12 protein-coding genes are annotated in these 15733 nt (G+C 72.1%); 8 read left to right on the top strand and 4 right to left on the bottom strand.

Annotated features, from left to right (window positions below; genetic code table 11):
• Nucleotides 1–96 precede the first annotated feature (96 nt).
• Nucleotides 97–585: an SRPBCC family protein gene (locus FHX52_RS10315; RefSeq protein ID WP_141821799.1), complete on the top strand. Its 489-nt coding sequence runs from the start codon at nt 97–99 to the stop codon at nt 583–585.
• Between the two features lie 187 nt (nt 586–772).
• Here the strand turns inward: FHX52_RS10315 and FHX52_RS10310 are convergent, their stop codons facing one another.
• A complete protein-coding gene (locus tag FHX52_RS10310) occupies nt 773–2011 on the bottom strand; it encodes a THUMP-like domain-containing protein (RefSeq protein WP_141821798.1) in 1239 nt (412 codons plus the stop codon).
• Between the two features lie 249 nt (nt 2012–2260).
• Between FHX52_RS10310 and groES the strand changes: the two genes are divergently transcribed.
• Both groES and groL read left to right on the top strand, forming a co-directional pair.
• Nucleotides 2261–2557, top strand: coding sequence for a co-chaperone GroES (gene groES / locus FHX52_RS10305; protein WP_141821797.1), 297 nt, complete (start codon nt 2261–2263; stop codon nt 2555–2557).
• A 124-nt stretch (nt 2558–2681) separates the two neighbouring features.
• Entirely contained in the window at nt 2682–4298 is a 1617-nt protein-coding gene (gene groL / locus FHX52_RS10300; RefSeq protein WP_141821796.1) for a chaperonin GroEL, read from the top strand.
• A gap of 184 nt (nt 4299–4482) precedes the next feature.
• On the opposite strand, the gene FHX52_RS10295 is transcribed toward groL, so the two are convergent.
• A complete protein-coding gene (locus FHX52_RS10295) occupies nt 4483–4773 on the bottom strand; it encodes a WhiB family transcriptional regulator (protein ID WP_141821795.1) in 291 nt (96 codons plus the stop codon).
• A 351-nt stretch (nt 4774–5124) separates the two neighbouring features.
• Here FHX52_RS10295 and FHX52_RS10290 point away from each other — a divergent pair, with 351 nt between their 5' ends.
• The 5 genes from FHX52_RS10290 (at nt 5125) to FHX52_RS10265 (ending at nt 11582) form a co-directional block, all read left to right on the top strand.
• Nucleotides 5125–5703, top strand: coding sequence for a sigma-70 family RNA polymerase sigma factor (locus FHX52_RS10290; RefSeq protein WP_141821794.1), 579 nt, complete (start codon nt 5125–5127; stop codon nt 5701–5703).
• On the top strand, nt 5700–7043 hold the full coding sequence (locus tag FHX52_RS23840; RefSeq protein WP_185747181.1) for a hypothetical protein: 1344 nt from the start codon (nt 5700–5702) through the stop codon (nt 7041–7043). Before FHX52_RS10290 ends, FHX52_RS23840 begins: the two co-directional genes overlap by 4 nt.
• Nucleotides 7044–7098: 55 nt before the next feature.
• Nucleotides 7099–8616 (top strand): IMP dehydrogenase, encoded by a 1518-nt coding sequence (guaB, locus tag FHX52_RS10275; RefSeq protein ID WP_141821791.1) that lies wholly within the window; start codon nt 7099–7101, stop codon nt 8614–8616.
• A gap of 103 nt (nt 8617–8719) precedes the next feature.
• Nucleotides 8720–9841, top strand: a complete 1122-nt coding sequence (locus FHX52_RS10270; RefSeq protein ID WP_141821790.1) for a GuaB3 family IMP dehydrogenase-related protein — start codon at nt 8720–8722, stop codon at nt 9839–9841.
• Nucleotides 9842–9899: 58 nt separating this feature from the next.
• Entirely contained in the window at nt 9900–11582 is a 1683-nt protein-coding gene (locus FHX52_RS10265) for a GMC oxidoreductase (protein ID WP_141821789.1), read from the top strand.
• Nucleotides 11583–12189: 607 nt separating this feature from the next.
• Here the strand turns inward: FHX52_RS10265 and FHX52_RS10260 are convergent.
• Together FHX52_RS10260 and FHX52_RS10255 are read right to left on the bottom strand one after the other, a co-directional pair.
• Complete coding sequence (locus tag FHX52_RS10260; protein ID WP_141821788.1) at nt 12190–13965, bottom strand: ABC transporter ATP-binding protein; 1776 nt, start codon at nt 13963–13965, stop codon at nt 12190–12192.
• Complete coding sequence (locus FHX52_RS10255; protein WP_246069793.1) at nt 13965–15695, bottom strand: ABC transporter ATP-binding protein; 1731 nt, start codon at nt 15693–15695, stop codon at nt 13965–13967. The genes FHX52_RS10260 and FHX52_RS10255 overlap by 1 nt, the downstream gene beginning before the upstream one ends.
• Nucleotides 15696–15733: the final 38 nt, after the last annotated feature.

Below are 15733 nucleotides of genomic sequence, written 5' to 3'. Positions count from 1 at the left end.
GGCTCTGTTTGAGTACCTTGTGGGGTACGTAACCGCAGTGTTACCTTCGATGGGTCACGGGCCGACGAGGGCGCGGGCGGGACGGGAGGAGCGGTGATGAGCGAACTGACCGAGGTGCTGGGGCGGATCGAGCGGGACGGCGATGTCGTGGCGGCGGTCTTCGAGCGGCACTACGCGACGTCGCCCGATGACCTCTGGCAGGCGTGCACCGACCCCGAGCGGCTGGCCCGCTGGTTCGCCCCCGTGACCGGTGACCTGCGGCCGGGCGGCAGCTTCACGATCCACTTCGACGACGCCGACACGCCGGTATGCCGCGTCGTCACGTGTGAGGCGCCCGCGCGGCTCGTCTGGGAGTGGCCGGTCCGCGAGGTCGCGACCATCGTCACCGTCGAGGTGCGTCCCGACGGTGACGGCGCGCGCCTGGTGCTCCGGCACGAGGGCCTCACCGCACCGCAGGCGCCGGGGTATGCCGCCGGGTGGGACACCTACGTCCGCTCGCTTACTGCGCACCTCGACGGCACCCCGGCACCCGACTGGGACGCGACGTGGAGCACACTGCACGAGCAGTACTCCGTCATCACCTGAGGCCGGGACGGCAGCCCACGGTTGCATCCGGGCACCGGTCGGGCCTCGCCGGTTACCGGCGACGGGCAGATGGTCTGCGTCAACTGGGGGTGATCGCCCCCGGTTGACGCAGACCATCGCGCAGTCGTCGCCCTGTGCGCATCGGGCGGGCGACCCGGCCCGCGCCCTCCGCCGCCGCTTGTTCCGGCTAGCCGGGGGAGACGACGAGGGCGACCTGGCCGCCTCCGACGCGGGTCAGCACGAGGGTCGCCTCCGAGCCGCCCTTGCCGCGCCCGGTCATCTTGAGCTGGCGCCGCAGCACGTCGGCATCGAGTGTGACGCCGCGCTTCTTGATCGTGACGCGGTCATGTCCCTGGTCGCGCAACCACCGAGCTAGGCGCTTCGTCGACAGCGGCATCGCCTCGACGATGCGGTAGCGCCTCGCCCACGGCAGCTCGTGGGCGCCCGCCGCGGTGACATAGCCGACCCCCGTCGCGAGCTCGGCACCGTCGACGGCCGCGACGAGGGCGCCGGTCAACCCCGCCCGGATCACGGCACGGTCGGGCTCGTAGAGCCACTCGCCGAGGTCGTGCACCGACGCGAGCCCCGGGTGGTCGAGCCCGGGGGAGGCGTCGGCCTGGGTGACGACCGACGTCGACGTCGCCGTGCACACCGCCGCGGTGCGGCCGACGGTGGTGACGAGCGGCCCCCACCAGACGGCGCACTCGAGCACCTCGCCGTGCCACGAAGTCCACTGCGCCTCGGTGCCGGCCGGCACCGCTCCGTGGGGCATCGAGGGCGAGAGCTTGGCCCCCGTGGCCGGCACCTGGCGGGCGACGTGCTGCACGTGGTCCCACGACGGCGAGATGGCATCGAGCGAGAAGACCCGCTTCGTGCGGCCGCGGGCGTCGGCGACGCCGCTGACCCGCCGGGCCGGGTCGAGCCACGCACCGACGGGCGCAGACCCGGTGCCGGAGAGGTCGACGTCCTCGGCGCGCTCGCACGTCACGGTCGCCGTCGGCCAGTGCCGGAGGTTGACCGCCGCGACCTTCGCCGTCGCCTGGTCCGCGTCGACGGCCTGCACCGCCATCTCGAGGGAGCTGAGCGCCATGGCGTCGGAGCCCAGCCCGCACCCGAGGTCGTGGACGAGCGAGATCCCGGCGGCGGCATACCGCTGCGCGTGGCGGGCGGCGATCGGCAGCCGGGTGGCCTGCTCGAGCCCGTCGGGGGTGAAGAGCATGCCGGCGGCGAAGTCGCCGAACTTCTCGACGGCCCTCGCGCGCAGGCGCGACTGGGTCAGGGCCGCGGCGACGAGCTCGGCGTCGAAGCCGGCGCCGCGCAGGCTCTCCTGGAGCGAGAGCGAGGTGGCCTCGTCGTAGGGCGGCAGCGCCGACAGCAGCGCCCAGCCCTCACCGCGCGAGAGGCGATCGACGAGGGCGGCGTCCATGACCGCCATCCTCGCAGGTGGGCACCGACCAGCCCCCGGAGGTGCTTCGGGAGCGCTCGCGACCCGCCAATTTTGGCACTCGACTTGACCGAGTGCTAACGCCTGCCTAGATTCTGTCCTGTTGGCACTCTCACCCCGAAAGTGCCAGCTCCCTCTCCGAGGGCGGTCGACCCCCGCGACGGCGGCCAGCCTTGAAGAGCCACAGTTCGTAGTCCTTTATCGAGAAGTCCCGAAGGGTAGGTCACCACCGTGTCGGTTTCCATCAAGCCGCTCGAAGACCGCATCGTCGTCAAGTCCCTCGAGGCCGAGCAGACCACCGCGTCCGGCCTCGTCATCCCGGACACCGCCAAGGAGAAGCCCCAGGAGGGCGAGGTCCTGGCCGTCGGTCCCGGCCGCTGGAACGAGGACGGCGACGAGCGCGTCCCGCTCGACATCCAGGTCGGCGACAAGGTCATCTACAGCAAGTACGGCGGCACCGAGGTCAAGTACGGCGGCGAGGAGTTCCTGATCCTCTCCGCTCGTGACGTGCTCGCCATCGTCGGCTGAGCACCACTCATCCGCTGTATGCCGTGAACGCACCCCGGTGAGCCCCGTCGGGGTCTCCCCGGGGTGCGTTTCGTTTCACCCAGATCTACTCAGCCGCAACGCAATCCGAGCCTGAAGGAACACCATGGCCAAAATGCTGGAGTTCGACGACTCCGCCCGCAAGTCCCTCGAGCGCGGTGTCGACGCGCTCGCCAACGCCGTCAAGGTGACGCTCGGCCCGAAGGGTCGCAACGTCGTCATCGACAAGAAGTGGGGTGCCCCCACGATCACGAACGACGGCGTGACCATCGCCCGCGAGATCGAGCTCGAGGACGCCTACGAGAACCTCGGCGCCCAGCTCGCCAAGGAGGTCGCGACCAAGACGAACGACGTCGCCGGTGACGGTACGACGACCGCGACCGTGCTCGCCCAGGCCATGGTCAAGGAGGGCCTGCGCAACGTCGCCGCCGGCGCCGCTCCCGCCGCGCTCAAGCGTGGCATGGACAAGGCCGTGACGGCCGTCAACGACGAGCTGCTGCGCAACGCCCGTGAGCTCGAGGGCAAGGACGAGATCGCCTCCGTCGCGACCCTCTCGGCGCAGGACCCGACGCTCGGCACGCTCATCGGCGAGGCCTTCGACAAGGTCGGCAAGGACGGCGTCATCACCGTCGAGGAGTCCTCGACGACCGCCACCGAGCTCGAGTTCACCGAGGGCATGCAGTTCGACAAGGGCTACCTCTCGGCCTACTTCGTCACCGACACCGAGCGCATGGAGACCGTCCTCGAGGACGCCTACATCCTCATCAACCAGGGCAAGATCTCCTCGGTCGCCGAGGTGCTCCCGGTCCTCGAGAAGGTCGTGCAGTCGGGCAAGCCGCTGCTCATCATCGCCGAGGACGTCGACGGTGAGGCCCTCTCGACGCTCGTCGTGAACAAGATCCGCGGCACGTTCAACGTCGCCGCCGTCAAGGCGCCCGGCTTCGGCGACCGCCGCAAGGCCATGCTCCAGGACATCGCCATCCTCACCGGTGGCCAGGTCATCGCGCCCGAGGTCGGTCTCAGCCTCGACCAGGCCGACCTGACCGTCCTCGGCCAGGCCCGCCGCGTCGTGCTCACCAAGGACGACACGACGATCATCGACGGCAACGGCGAGGAGGGCGAGGTCTCCGGCCGCGTCCACCAGATCAAGGCCGAGATCGAGCGCACCGACTCCGACTGGGACCGCGAGAAGCTCCAGGAGCGCCTCGCCAAGCTCGCCGGCGGCGTCTGCGTCATCAAGGTCGGCGCGCACACCGAGGTGGAGCTCAAGGAGAAGAAGCACCGCATCGAGGACGCCATCTCGGCGACCCGCGCCGCGATCGAGGAGGGCATCGTCGCCGGTGGCGGCACCGCCCTCATCCACGCCGCGGTCGTCATCGACGGTCTCGGCCTCGAGGGCGACGAGGCGACGGGTGCGGCGATCGTCCGCAAGGCCGTTGCCGAGCCGCTGCGCTGGATCGCCGAGAACGCCGGCCTCCAGGGCTACGTCGTCACCTCCAAGGTGGCCGAGCTGCCCCTCGGCCAGGGCCTCAACGCCGCCACGGGCGAGTACGGCGACCTCATGGCCGCCGGCGTCATCGACCCGGTCAAGGTGACCCGTTCGGCCCTGCGCAACGCGGAGTCGATCGCCTCGATGATCCTGACGACCGACACCCTCGTCGTCGACAAGCCCGAGGACGAGGAGCCCGCGGCCGGTGGCCACGGGCACGGCCACGGTCACTGAGACCCGGCCACCCGGCATACGGCAACCGGCTGCGTGAGCAGCGACTGAGGGCTTGCCGCGAGAAGCACGGCGAGGGCCGCTCCCGATGGGAGCGGCCCTCGCTGCATCTCGACCGGCGCGGACCCCGTCGTCCGTGCTGCCGAGAGCTGGGGGAGTCAGGGCGCCTGGGCGCCCCTCAGGAGCGTCAGGAGGCAGCCTGGATGGGCCCGTCGTAGAGCGTCTCGCGCTCGGCCTCGGTCAGGCCGCCCCAGACGCCGTAGGGCTCGCGCACCTCGAGGGCGTGCGAGCGGCACTCGACCATGACGGGGCAGGCCGAGCAGACCGCCTTGGCCTGCGCGTCGCGGTTGCGCCGGCGCGGGCCGCGCTCGCCCTCGGGGTGGAAGAAGACCTCGGGGCTGACGCCGCGACAGGCGCCTTCGAGCTGCCAGTCCCACAGGTCGGCAACGGGTCCGGGGAGGCGGGTGATCTCAGCCATCAAACTCGACTTTCGCTTCGGGCGGTGTGGGTGCCGCCTGTCGTCCATTGGCCCACCGCGTGTCTGGGGTGAGGCCGCGAATCGACGCTAACCGGGCACCGGATCACGGTTAAAGGCCGGAATCTTCAAGACTTGTTCAAGATTCGTCATGCGGATGGCATGCTCGGACTGGGGCGTCTCGCAGAGCGAAACCCCCGTGCGGTGCCGGCGAGGCTCTACGATGGGCTCGCTTTGACAGGCGTCATCGATGATGCGGAGCATCGGCGGTGGCTCGAGGAGTTCGGGGGAAGAACTCAGATGGGTCTGGCTTGGACCTCGCGTGCCGGCGTAACGCCCGGTGCCCTCGGGGCGATGGAACGGGTGGACGCACCCGCATCGCTTCGTGAGCTGGCGGCTGCCGCCGCGCGCGACACCCAGGCGCGCGACGTGCTGCTGGCCCGCGTCAGGGACATGGCCCTGAAGTACGCGCGTGTCCGCCTCGGCCGTTTCGGAGCCGAGGACACGGCCCAAGACGTCGCGCAGGAGGTGTGCATGGCTGTGATGACGGCCCTGCCGACCTACGAGGAGCGCGGCCTGCCCTTCGAGGCCTTCGTCTACACGATCACCGCCCGCAAGCTCGCCGACGCGCAGCGCGCCGCGATGCGCGGCCCTGCCCCCGTCTGCGACATCCCCGACGAGGTCGACGAGTCGCCCGGCCCCGAGTCGACCGCCGTGATGCGCGACGAGGCTGCCACCGCGCTCGCGCTCATGCAGCAGCTGCCGGCCCAGCAGCGCGAGATCCTCACGCTCCGCGTCGCCGTCGGTCTCTCGACCGACGAGACCGCCGCAGCCCTCGGTATGTCGCCGGGTGCGATCCGCGTGGCCCAGCACCGGGCGCTCGGCAAGCTGCGCGCCCTCATGGCCGAGTCGAGCCGGGGAGGTGTGGCATGAGCGACCCGACTCCCCTCGACGACCTCATCGCCGACGACCTCTTCCTCGACCGCCTGGCCGCCCGACTGCCCGCCGGCGACGACCCGCTTGCGGCGGTGCTCTGCGCTGTCGCGGCGCACGCCGACCGGCCGCTGAGCGGACGGGTGCGCCGGCGCCGGCCCCACAGCCGCCGCCTCTTCGCGGCCTTCGCCATCCTCGCCGTCGGTGCGTCAGGAGCCGGGGTCGCCGCAGCGGTCACCCTGCCGCAGTACGTCCCCGGTGCGGCCGATCGCGCCCGCCTCGAGCAGGTCATGGACGCCAACGCCGCGAGCAACCGACCGAGCGCCCTGCTCTCGCGACTCGGCATCCCCGCGAACGCCGAGCTCGGCGCCGACCGCGGGCTCGTGCTCGTGCGCCGCACCGACGGGCAGATCGTGCTCGTGCCCGCTGCGGCCGTCGCCCGTGCCGGTGAAGGCGCGCTCGCGGGCGCGGCCTCCGGCCAGGGAGCCGACGGGCTGACGGGCACCCCCCAGGTGCCGGGCAGCGGCGGCGGGGCGAACGGCGGCAACGGCAGCGGCAACGGTCAGGGCGCCGGCAACAACGTGGACTCGACGCAGCTCCCCACGGCCGGCAGCACTGGTGACGGCTCGGGTGACAGCTCCGGGGGCGGCACGGCCAACAGCGGCAAGAAGCCGGTCTCGGGCAACAACGGCAAGGTCGGCAAGGGCCAGACCAAGCCCAAGCCGACGCCGGTGGCCCCCACGCCCACGCCGACCGAGAGCCTGGCGCTCGCGCCGACCCCCGCGGCCACTCCGTCCGACATCCCCACGTCCCAGGCGCTCTCGACGTCCGACTCGAGCAGCAGCGGCTCGGGCACCGGCGGATCGTCGAGCAGGAGGGCGTCCCGATCGGCGACGAGCACCGCGGCCCCTGAGTCCGGGTCAAGCTCGGGCACCGGGACGTCGGCCTCGAACGCCCAGTCGGGCCAGTCGGGCCAGTCGGGACGGTCGAGCACGTCAGGGCAGTCGGCTCAGGCGGCTCAGGCGTCTCAGGCGGGGCAGCCGGCACAGTCGGCAGAGGGTGCTTCCTCCGGCAAGGTCGGGGGAGCGGGATCGTCGGCGTCATCGTCCACGGGGGCCGCGTCGCCTCAGACGCCGGCGTCATCCGGGCCGGCTGCGGCACCGAAGGCTGCGGCACCGGAGGCTGCCTCACCCAAGGCCCCGGCGCCTGTCACGCCCGCGTCGACCCCTGCCGCTCCCGCCACCCCGGCGGCTCCGGGCGCGGCTGCCCGGGCAGCAACCCCGGCCGCCTCGAAGGACTCGAAGGCCACGAAGGCCACTGCGGCCGCTTCGCAGCCCTGATCCACGCCCGCCGACCGTGGTCGGGGCCCCCGCTCCCGGCACGTAGAATCGAGCAATGAGCCTCGGATCGTCTGACGTCCCCGCTGCTTTCGCCTCGATGGGGCTGACGTACGACGACGTGCTCCTCCTGCCGGGCTACAGCGACCTCGCCCCCACCGACATCGACACCTCGACGCGCCTCACCCGTGAGCTGACGCTGCGGGCGCCGCTCATCTCCGCCGCGATGGACACCGTCACCGAGGCCCGCATGGCGATCGCCATGGCCCGCCAGGGTGGCCTCGGCGTGCTGCACCGCAACCTCTCGATCCAGGACCAGGCCTACCAGGTCGACCTCGTCAAGCGGACCCAGACGGGCATGATCTCCAACCCGATCACGATCGGTCCCGACCGCACGCTCGAGGAGCTCGACGCCATCTGCGGCGAGTACCGCGTCTCGGGCCTGCCGGTCGTCGGCGAGGACAAGAAGCTCATCGGCATGGTGACCAACCGCGACCTGCGCTTCACGCCGGTCGCCGAGTGGGCCACGACCCTCGTGCGCGACGTCATGACCCCGATGCCGCTCATCACCGGCCCGGTCGGCATCAGCCGTGACGAGGCCACCACGCTGCTGCGCCAGCACAAGCGCGAGCGCCTCCCCATCGTCGACTCCGAGGGCCATCTCGCCGGGCTCATCACCGTCAAGGACTTCGTCAAGGGCGAGCAGTTCCCCGACGCGAGCAACGATGCCGACGGCCGCCTCATGGTCGGTGCGGCCATCGGCTACTTCGGCGACGCCTGGGAACGGGCGACGACCCTCATCGAAGCCGGCGTCGACGTGCTCGTCGCCGACACGGCCCACGGCCACGTCCGACTGCTCATCGACATGGTCGCCCGGTTGAAGAGCGACCCGGCCACGCGGCACGTGCAGGTCATCGGAGGCAACGTCGCGACCCGCGAGGGCGCCCAGGCGTTCGTCGACGCCGGCGCCGACGCGGTCAAGGTCGGGGTCGGCCCCGGCTCGATCTGCACGACGCGCATCGTCACGGGCGTGGGCGCGCCGCAGATCACCGCGGTCCACGCCGCCGCCCAGGCCTGCAAGCCGGCCGGTGTGCCCGTCATCGCCGACGGCGGCCTGCAGTACTCCGGCGACATCGCCAAGGCGATCGTCGCAGGCGCCGACTCGGTCATGATCGGCTCGCTGCTCGCCGGCTGCGAGGAGAGCCCGGGCGAGCTCATCTTCGTCAACGGCAAGCAGTTCAAGGCCTACCGCGGCATGGGATCGCTCGGCGCGATGAGCTCCCGGGGCAAGAAGTCCTACTCCAAGGACCGCTACTTCCAGGCCGAGGTCGACTCCGACGACAAGATCGTGCCCGAGGGCATCGAGGGCCGCGTCGCCTACCGCGGCCCCCTCTCGCAGGTCGCCCACCAGATGCTCGGCGGTCTGCGCCAGTCGATGTTCTACGTCGGCGCCCGCACCGTCGGCGAGCTCCAGGAGAAGGGCCAGTTCGTGCGCATCACGTCGGCCTCGCTCAAGGAGAGCCACCCGCACGACATCCAGGGCATCGCCCCGGCCCCCAACTACTCGATCGGCTGACCTCTCGGCGCCAGCCGCCTCAGTCACCCGAGCACGTATGCCGTCCCGCTGGGCCCGCGGGACGGCATACGTCGTCGTCGGGGCGGGTCGATAGGCTGGCCCGGTGACCGAGATCGAGATTGGCCGAGGCAAGCGCGGACGGCGCGCCTACTCCTTCGACGACATCGCTGTCGTGCCCTCCCGGCGCACCCGCGACCCCGAGGAGGTCTCGGTGGCGTGGCAGATCGACGCCTACCACTTCGACATCCCGGTCATGGCGGCCCCGATGGACTCGGTCGTCTCGCCCGAGACCGCGATCGCGCTCGGCAAGCTCGGCGTCCTGCCCGTGCTCGACCTCGAGGGCCTGTGGACTCGCTACGAGGACCCCGCGACGCAGCTCGCCGAGATCGCCGCGCTCGAGCCGGGCGCCGCGACGTCGCGCATGCAGCAGATCTACGCCGAGCCGATCAAGCCCGAGCTCATCACCGAGCGGCTGCGCCAGCTGCGCGAGGCGGGCGTCACCGTCGCCGGGGCCCTGTCGCCGCAGCGCACCCAGCAGCACTGGAAGACCGTCGTCGACGCCGGGGTCGACCTCTTCGTCATCCGGGGCACGACCGTCTCGGCCGAGCACGTGTCGGGCCGCGCCGAGCCGCTCAACCTCAAGCGCTTCATCTACGAACTCGACGTGCCGGTCATCGTCGGCGGCGCAGCCTCCTACACGGCGGCCCTGCACCTCATGCGCACCGGCGCGGCCGGTGTCCTCGTCGGCTTCGGCGGCGGTGCGGCGCACACGACGCGCACCACCCTCGGCATCCACGCGCCGATGGCCTCCGCGGTCGCCGATGTCGCTGCGGCCCGTCGCGACTACCTCGACGAGTCGGGCGGCCGATACGTCCACGTCATCGCCGACGGCGGCGTCGGCACATCGGGCGACATCGTCAAGGCAGTCGCGTGCGGCGCTGACGCGGTGATGCTCGGGGCCGCCCTCGCCCGGGCGAGCGACGCCCCCGGAGCCGGCTACCACTGGGGCCCGGAGGCCCACCACCCCGAGCTGCCCCGCGGCGAGCGCATCGAGCTGGGCGCGCACGCCTCGCTCGAGGAGATCCTCTTCGGGCCGGGCCGCCAGGCCGACGGCACGACGAACATCATCGGGGCCCTGCGCCGTGCGATGGCGACGACGGGCTACTCCGACGTCAAGGAGTTCCAGCGCGTCGAGGTCGTGGTCTCGCCCTATCTCGGGGCCTGACCCAACCGTTATTACCGATCGGTAGCCACAGGTGGTCCGTCGTCCGTAGGCTTCGACCATGAGCTTTGACCACGACGTCGTCGTCATCGGCTCGGGCTTCGGCGGCTCGGTCGCGGCGCTCCGTCTCGCCGAGAAGGGCTACGGCGTCCACGTCTTCGAGGCGGGTCGCCGCTTCGAGGACGAGGACTTCGCCCGCACGAGCTGGGACATCCGCCGCTACCTCTGGGCGCCGCGCCTCGGGCTCTTCGGTGTCCAGCGCATCCACCGGCTGCCCGACGTCGTCATCCTGGCGGGAGCCGGCGTCGGCGGCGGCTCGCTCAACTACGCCAACACGCTCTACGTGCCACCCGCGCCGTTCTTCCGCGACCAGCAGTGGGGGCACATCACCGACTGGGAGGCCGAGCTCGCGCCGCACTACGCGACGGCGCAGCGGATGCTCGGGGTCGTGCAGAACCCCTGCGACGGACCGGTCGAGCAGCTGATGCGCGACACGGCGACCGCGCTCGGCGTCGGCGACTCGTTCCGCAAGACGCCCGTCGGGGTGTTCTTCGGTGAGCCCGGGCGACGCGTGCCCGACCCCTACTTCGGCGGCGAGGGCCCCGCGCGCACCGGCTGCACCGAGTGCGGCAACTGCATGGTCGGCTGCCGGGTCGGGGCGAAGAACACCCTCGTCAAGAACTACCTCGCCCTCGCCGAGCGTCGCGGCGTGACCGTCGAGCCGTTGCGCACCGTGACGCGCGTGCGTCCGCTCGACCCGGTGTCGCCCGAGCAGGGGTATGCCGTGACGACCGTCCGCAGCGGAGCGTGGGGTCGCCGTCGGGCTGACGAGCGCACCGTGACCGCGGGCCAGGTCGTCGTCGCGGCGGGTGCGTGGGGCACGGCGCAGCTGCTCCAGGCGATGCGGGCCGAGCCCGAGGGGCAGGGGCTCCCGCGCGTCTCGGACCGTCTCGGCGAGCTGACCCGCACGAACTCGGAGGCACTGGGTGGGGCCATGACCGCCCGGGTGCCCCGGGAGGTCGATCTCACGCGTGGCGTGGCGATCACCTCGAGCTTCCACGTCGACGGCACCACGCACGTCGAGAACGTCCGCTACGGCAAGGGGTCCAACCTCATGGGCGCCCTCGCGGTGATGCAGGTCGACGGTGGGGGCGGCATACCCCGATGGGCGCGCTTCGTCGGCAAGGCGGCGCGGCACCCGGTCGCGCTCGCGCGGTCGCTGTCGAACCGGCGGTGGAGCGAGCGCTCGGTCATCGCGCTCGTCATGCAGACGTCGGACAACTCGATCACGGTCTCGCGGCGGCGCGGCCTGCTCGGCTGGCACCTCACCTCGAAGCAGGGGCACGGCGCCCCGAACCCGACCTACATCCCCCAGGGCAACGCGGCGGTGCGCGAGCTCGCTGCGGGGCTCGAGCGGACGACGGGTGAGCGGGCCTTTCCGGGGTCGTCGGTCGGTGAGGTGCTCGACATCCCGATGACGGCCCACTTCCTCGGCGGGGCGGTCATCTCGGACTCGCCCGAGCGGGGCGTCATCGACCCGTACCACCGGGTCTGGGGCTACCCGGGCCTGCACGTCGTCGACGGCGCTGCGGTGTCGGCCAACCTCGGGGTCAACCCGAGCCTCACGATCACGGCCCAGGCCGAGCGGGCGATGTCGCTGTGGCCGGCGCGCGGCGAGCAGGACCGGCGTCCGGTGCAGGGCGAGGCCTACGTCCGGGTCGAGGCAGCGCGCCCCGTCGGCTGAGGGGGTTCCAGAACGTGTCGTGAGCGCCACCCGCACATCTCGGGGTCAGGCACACACGGCATACGAGGTGCGGCTGGCTCCGACGTGTGCGGATGCTGCGGGCACCCTCCGAGCAGGCGGTGGACCGTCAGGGGGCTCGCTCGAGACCTGGCAGGGGCGAGGCCGGGACCTTGCAGGGGGCGGGGCCGTCACCCCTCAGAGACGGCCCCGCCCGAGCGCAGGTCGAACACAAGGGGTCTGGGACGACCGCGCCACCCTGACAACGAGCCACCACCCCTGAGGTCACGCCCGGTTCGAGCCGACCCCACCTCTCGAATCCCCTCCCACTCAACCCCCGATTCGAGGTGATGCCGTCAGCCACATGGGGTTCAGGATCACCTCGACCCCGGGGAGGGTGGGGCGCGCCGGGTCTCTTCCGACCATCCCCCGATTCGAGGTGATGCCGGCACCCACGTGGGGCCCAGCATCACCTCGACCCGGAGGGCGAGCGGGCTCCGGGGTCTCTTCCGACCATCCCCCGATTCGAGGTGATGCCGGCACCCACGTGGGGTACAGGATCACCTCGAATCGGGGTGGGGGAGGCGGCGGGGAGGGGACGGGCGGGGTGTCAGCGGACGGGTTGGGGCTCGTCTCGCCAGGAGCGCCAGAGGGCGGCATACGGGCCGTCGGCTGCGAGCAGCTCCTCGTGCGAACCGATCTCGCTGATGAGCCCGTCCTCGACGACGCAGACCCGGTCGGCGTCGTGCGCCGTCATCAGCCGGTGCGCGATCGCGACGACGGTGCGGCCCTCGACGACGGCCGCCAGCGACCGCTCGAGGTGCCGCGCCGCCCGGGGGTCGAGCAGCGACGTCGCCTCGTCGAGCACGAGGGTGTGCGGGTCGGCGAGCACGAGCCGGGCCAGGGCCAGCTGCTGGGCCTGCGGCTCGGTCAGCCGCACGCCACCTGACCCGACGAGGGTGTCGAGTCCTTGCGGCAGCTCCTGCGCCCACTCGCGTGCGTCGACCGCGCTGAGCGCATCGAGCAGCTGCTCGCGGCTCGCCTCCGGGCGGGCCAGGCGCAGGTTGTCCTCGAGGGTGCCGACGAAGACGTGGTGCTCTTGTGTGACGAGCGCGACCTGGCCGCGCAGCTGTGTGAGCTCGAGGTCGACGAGACGCACCCCGCCGACGTCGACCCGGCCCGTCCGCGGGCCGTCGATGCCGGCCATGAGACGGCCGAGGGTCGACTTGCCCGCTCCGGACGGTCCGACGATCGCGAGCCGCTCGCCCGGACGCAGGTCGAGCGAGACGCCGCGCAGGACGTCGCGACCCGCACGGTAGGAGTAGTGCACGTCGTCGACGTCGAGGTGGTCGTCGGCCGGCTCCTCCCCGGTGGCGGCGCGGTCCGGCGGCACGTCGGCGATGCCGATGACGCGCGCCAGCGAGGTCGCACCGACCTGGATCTCGTCGAGCCACGAGATGAGCTCGTCGAGCGGGCCGGCCATCTGCTGCACGTAGAGCGCGACCGCAGTCACGGTGCCGATCGTCGCGATGTCGCGCGAGATGAGCCAGCCACCCCAGAGCAGGGTCACGGCGACCGGCATGAAGAAGGCGAACTCCACCGACGGGAACCACCGCATGCGCAGGCCGAGGGTGTAGATCTCGGCGTCGTAGCAGTCGCCGAGGGCCTCATCCATGCGCCGTCGACGACGGGATGACAGGCGTAGGGCATCGACCGTGCGTGCCCCCTCGGCCGACTCGGTGACGACGCCGTTGAGAACGGCATACGTGGCCCGCTCGCGCAGGTATCCCTCGGGGGCGTGGCGCAGGTAACGACGGGTCGAGAGCACGAGGATCGGCACGCCCACGACGATCGCCAGTGCCACCTGCCAGCCGGTGAGGAAGGCTGCGATGACCGTGATCGCCGTCGTCACGGCGCCGACGAAGATCGAGGGCACCCCGAAGCGGATGACGTGGGAGAGAGCCTCGACGTCGTTCGTCGTGCGCGAGACGAGGTCACCCGTGCCGGCGCGCTCGACCGTCGACAGCGGCAGCTCGACGACGCGGCCCATGAACTCCTCGCGCAGCTCGGCGAAGACGGTCTCGCCCATGACGAAGGAGGCCCGCCGGGCGAACCACGTGGTGACGGTCTGCACGACCACCGCCCCCGCGATCCAGAGGGCGAGCGTGTTGACGACCTCGAGCGAGCGCCCGTTGCTGATCTCGTCGACGAGCAGGCCGATCACCCGTGGCGCGACGAGGGCCGCGACGGCCGCGACGGAGTGCAGGCCGATGACCCGCAGGAGGCTGCTCCGGTGCCGGCGGAGCAGGCCGCGGGTGTGGGCCCGGACCGACGCGGTGTCGGCGACGGGCAGGGTGCGGGTGGCTGGTGTCGCCGTGGTCGTCATCAGTCCTCCTCCCCTCGGACGACAGTGCGCCGGTAGTCGGGATGCTCGGTCATCAGCTGCTGGTGGGTGCCCGTGGCGACGGCCCGGCCGTCGCGGAGGAAGACGACGTCGTCGGCGCGGTCGAGGATGAGCGGGCTCGCCGACATGACGACGGTCGTGCGCCCCGCTCGGGCCTCGGTGAGGCGGGCGGCGATGCGGGCCTCGGTGTGGGCGTCGACGGCGCTCGTCGGCTCGACGAGCACGAGCGTCTCGGCGTCGGTGAGAAGCGCGCGGGTCAGGGCGAGGCGCTGGCGCTGGCCTCCGGAGAAGGCACGGCCGCGCTCCTCGACCTCGTTGTCGAGCCCGCCGGGGAGGGCTTCGAGGACGTCGTCGCCGCTCGCGACCGACAGCGCGGCGAGGATCGTCGCGTCGTCGTGCACGCCCCACGGGTCGAGCTCGTCGCGCAGGCTTCCGGTGAACAGGCGGGGGTCGGTCTCCGAGATGACGACCCGGCGGCGCAGCTCCGCAAGGGGCGCGTCGGCGAGGCGGGTGCCGCCCAGGCGAGCCTCGGTGGCCCCGCCCTCCTCCGAGCCGAATCGCCCCAGCCGGTCCGCGAGCGCCGCCGAGTCCTCGGGGCGCGCCGACACGACGACGGTGAAGCGGCCCGGCTCGATGCTCACACCGCTGCGCGGCTCGACGAGGCGCGACGGCGCCGTCGGCAGGGGACGCGTCTGGGCCGACTCGACCTGGTCGGGCCGCACCCGCAGGATGCGCAGGAGCTTGCCCGCCCCGATGTGCGCCCGCGTCGCCCGGTCGACCATCTCGGTCGCCGTGCGCAGCGGGATGACGAGGAAGGCCGTGTAGCCGTAGAACGCGACGAGCTGGCCGGCCGTGATCTCACCCTCGATCGCGAAGCGGGCCCCGAGCCAGACGACGATGAGCACGAAGATGCCGGGCAGCAGCACCTGCGCCGCGTCGAGCGCCGCCTGGTAGCCGGCGACCCGGTTGCCGACGGTGCGCACGGACTGGGACTGGACGGCATACCGCTGCAGGAAGGTGTGCTCGCCGCCGATGCCGCGCAGCACGCGCAGCCCGGCGACCGTGTCGGCACCCAGCCCGATGAGGCGTCCGGCCTCCTCGCGCTGCGCGAGCTGGCGCCGCTGGAGCGGGCGCACGATGAGGCTGAGGCAGGCGACGAGCACCGGCACGCCGATGAGCACAACGAGCCCGAGAGTGGTCGACGCGCGCAGGAGGATGAGGGCGACGACGACGTAGGAGACGACCGAGCCGACGAAGCGGGCCGTGACGTCGTAGAGGCCGCCGATGCGCATCGCGTCGGAGCTGACGGTCGCGACGACGTCACCGGTCGGCACCGTGCGCGTCAGCGCCTCGCCCGTGTCGGCGGCGTGGTGGCCGATGAGCTGCGCGGAGCGGAAGGCGCCCTGGAGCCAGTTGGCGACGGCGTACTTGTGGCGGAAGGCCCCCGAGAGCGCGCTGATGACGACGAGACCGACGAGGACGCCGCACCACAGGAGCAGCGAGCCGGGGTCGGCGCCGATGATGCCGTCGTCGATCGCCTTGCCCATCGCGGCAGGGAAGAGCGCCTGGCTGACGAGCCACACGATGCCGAACGTGATCGCGACGACGAGGGTGCGCCACTGCCCCTTGCCCACCCACCGCAGGTATGCCGTGGGGCCGGCGAGGTCGGGAGTGCCGGGGTCGGCGTGGGGCAGTGAGATCACTTGCCTCATTTTACGTCGCAGCGCGGCGTGCCTCACGCCATTTTCCG

This window comes from Humibacillus xanthopallidus, from assembly GCF_006717145.1.
Taxonomy (GTDB): Bacteria; Actinomycetota; Actinomycetes; order Actinomycetales; family Dermatophilaceae; genus Humibacillus; species Humibacillus xanthopallidus.
The sequence above is the reverse complement of the archived record's forward strand: the minus strand, read 5'-3'. Positions and strand labels throughout refer to the sequence as shown.

What these genes read in the sequence shown, in the direction of transcription:
- FHX52_RS10295 (WP_141821795.1), bottom strand. Translation starts at nt 4,773, where the DNA reads ATGGCTGAGATCACCCGCCTCCCCGGACCCGTTGCCGACCTGTGGGAC.
- FHX52_RS10290 (WP_141821794.1), top strand. Translation starts at nt 5,125, where the DNA reads ATGGAACGGGTGGACGCACCCGCATCGCTTCGTGAGCTGGCGGCTGCC.
- FHX52_RS10255 (WP_246069793.1), bottom strand. Translation starts at nt 15,695, where the DNA reads ATGAGGCAAGTGATCTCACTGCCCCACGCCGACCCCGGCACTCCCGAC.
- FHX52_RS10260 (WP_141821788.1), bottom strand. Translation starts at nt 13,965, where the DNA reads ATGACGACCACGGCGACACCAGCCACCCGCACCCTGCCCGTCGCCGAC.
- FHX52_RS10315 (WP_141821799.1), top strand. Translation starts at nt 97, where the DNA reads ATGAGCGAACTGACCGAGGTGCTGGGGCGGATCGAGCGGGACGGCGAT.
- FHX52_RS10265 (WP_141821789.1), top strand. Translation starts at nt 9,900, where the DNA reads ATGAGCTTTGACCACGACGTCGTCGTCATCGGCTCGGGCTTCGGCGGC.
- groL (WP_141821796.1), top strand. Translation starts at nt 2,682, where the DNA reads ATGGCCAAAATGCTGGAGTTCGACGACTCCGCCCGCAAGTCCCTCGAG.
- guaB (WP_141821791.1), top strand. Translation starts at nt 7,099, where the DNA reads ATGAGCCTCGGATCGTCTGACGTCCCCGCTGCTTTCGCCTCGATGGGG.
- FHX52_RS10310 (WP_141821798.1), bottom strand. Translation starts at nt 2,011, where the DNA reads ATGGACGCCGCCCTCGTCGATCGCCTCTCGCGCGGTGAGGGCTGGGCG.
- FHX52_RS23840 (WP_185747181.1), top strand. Translation starts at nt 5,700, where the DNA reads ATGAGCGACCCGACTCCCCTCGACGACCTCATCGCCGACGACCTCTTC.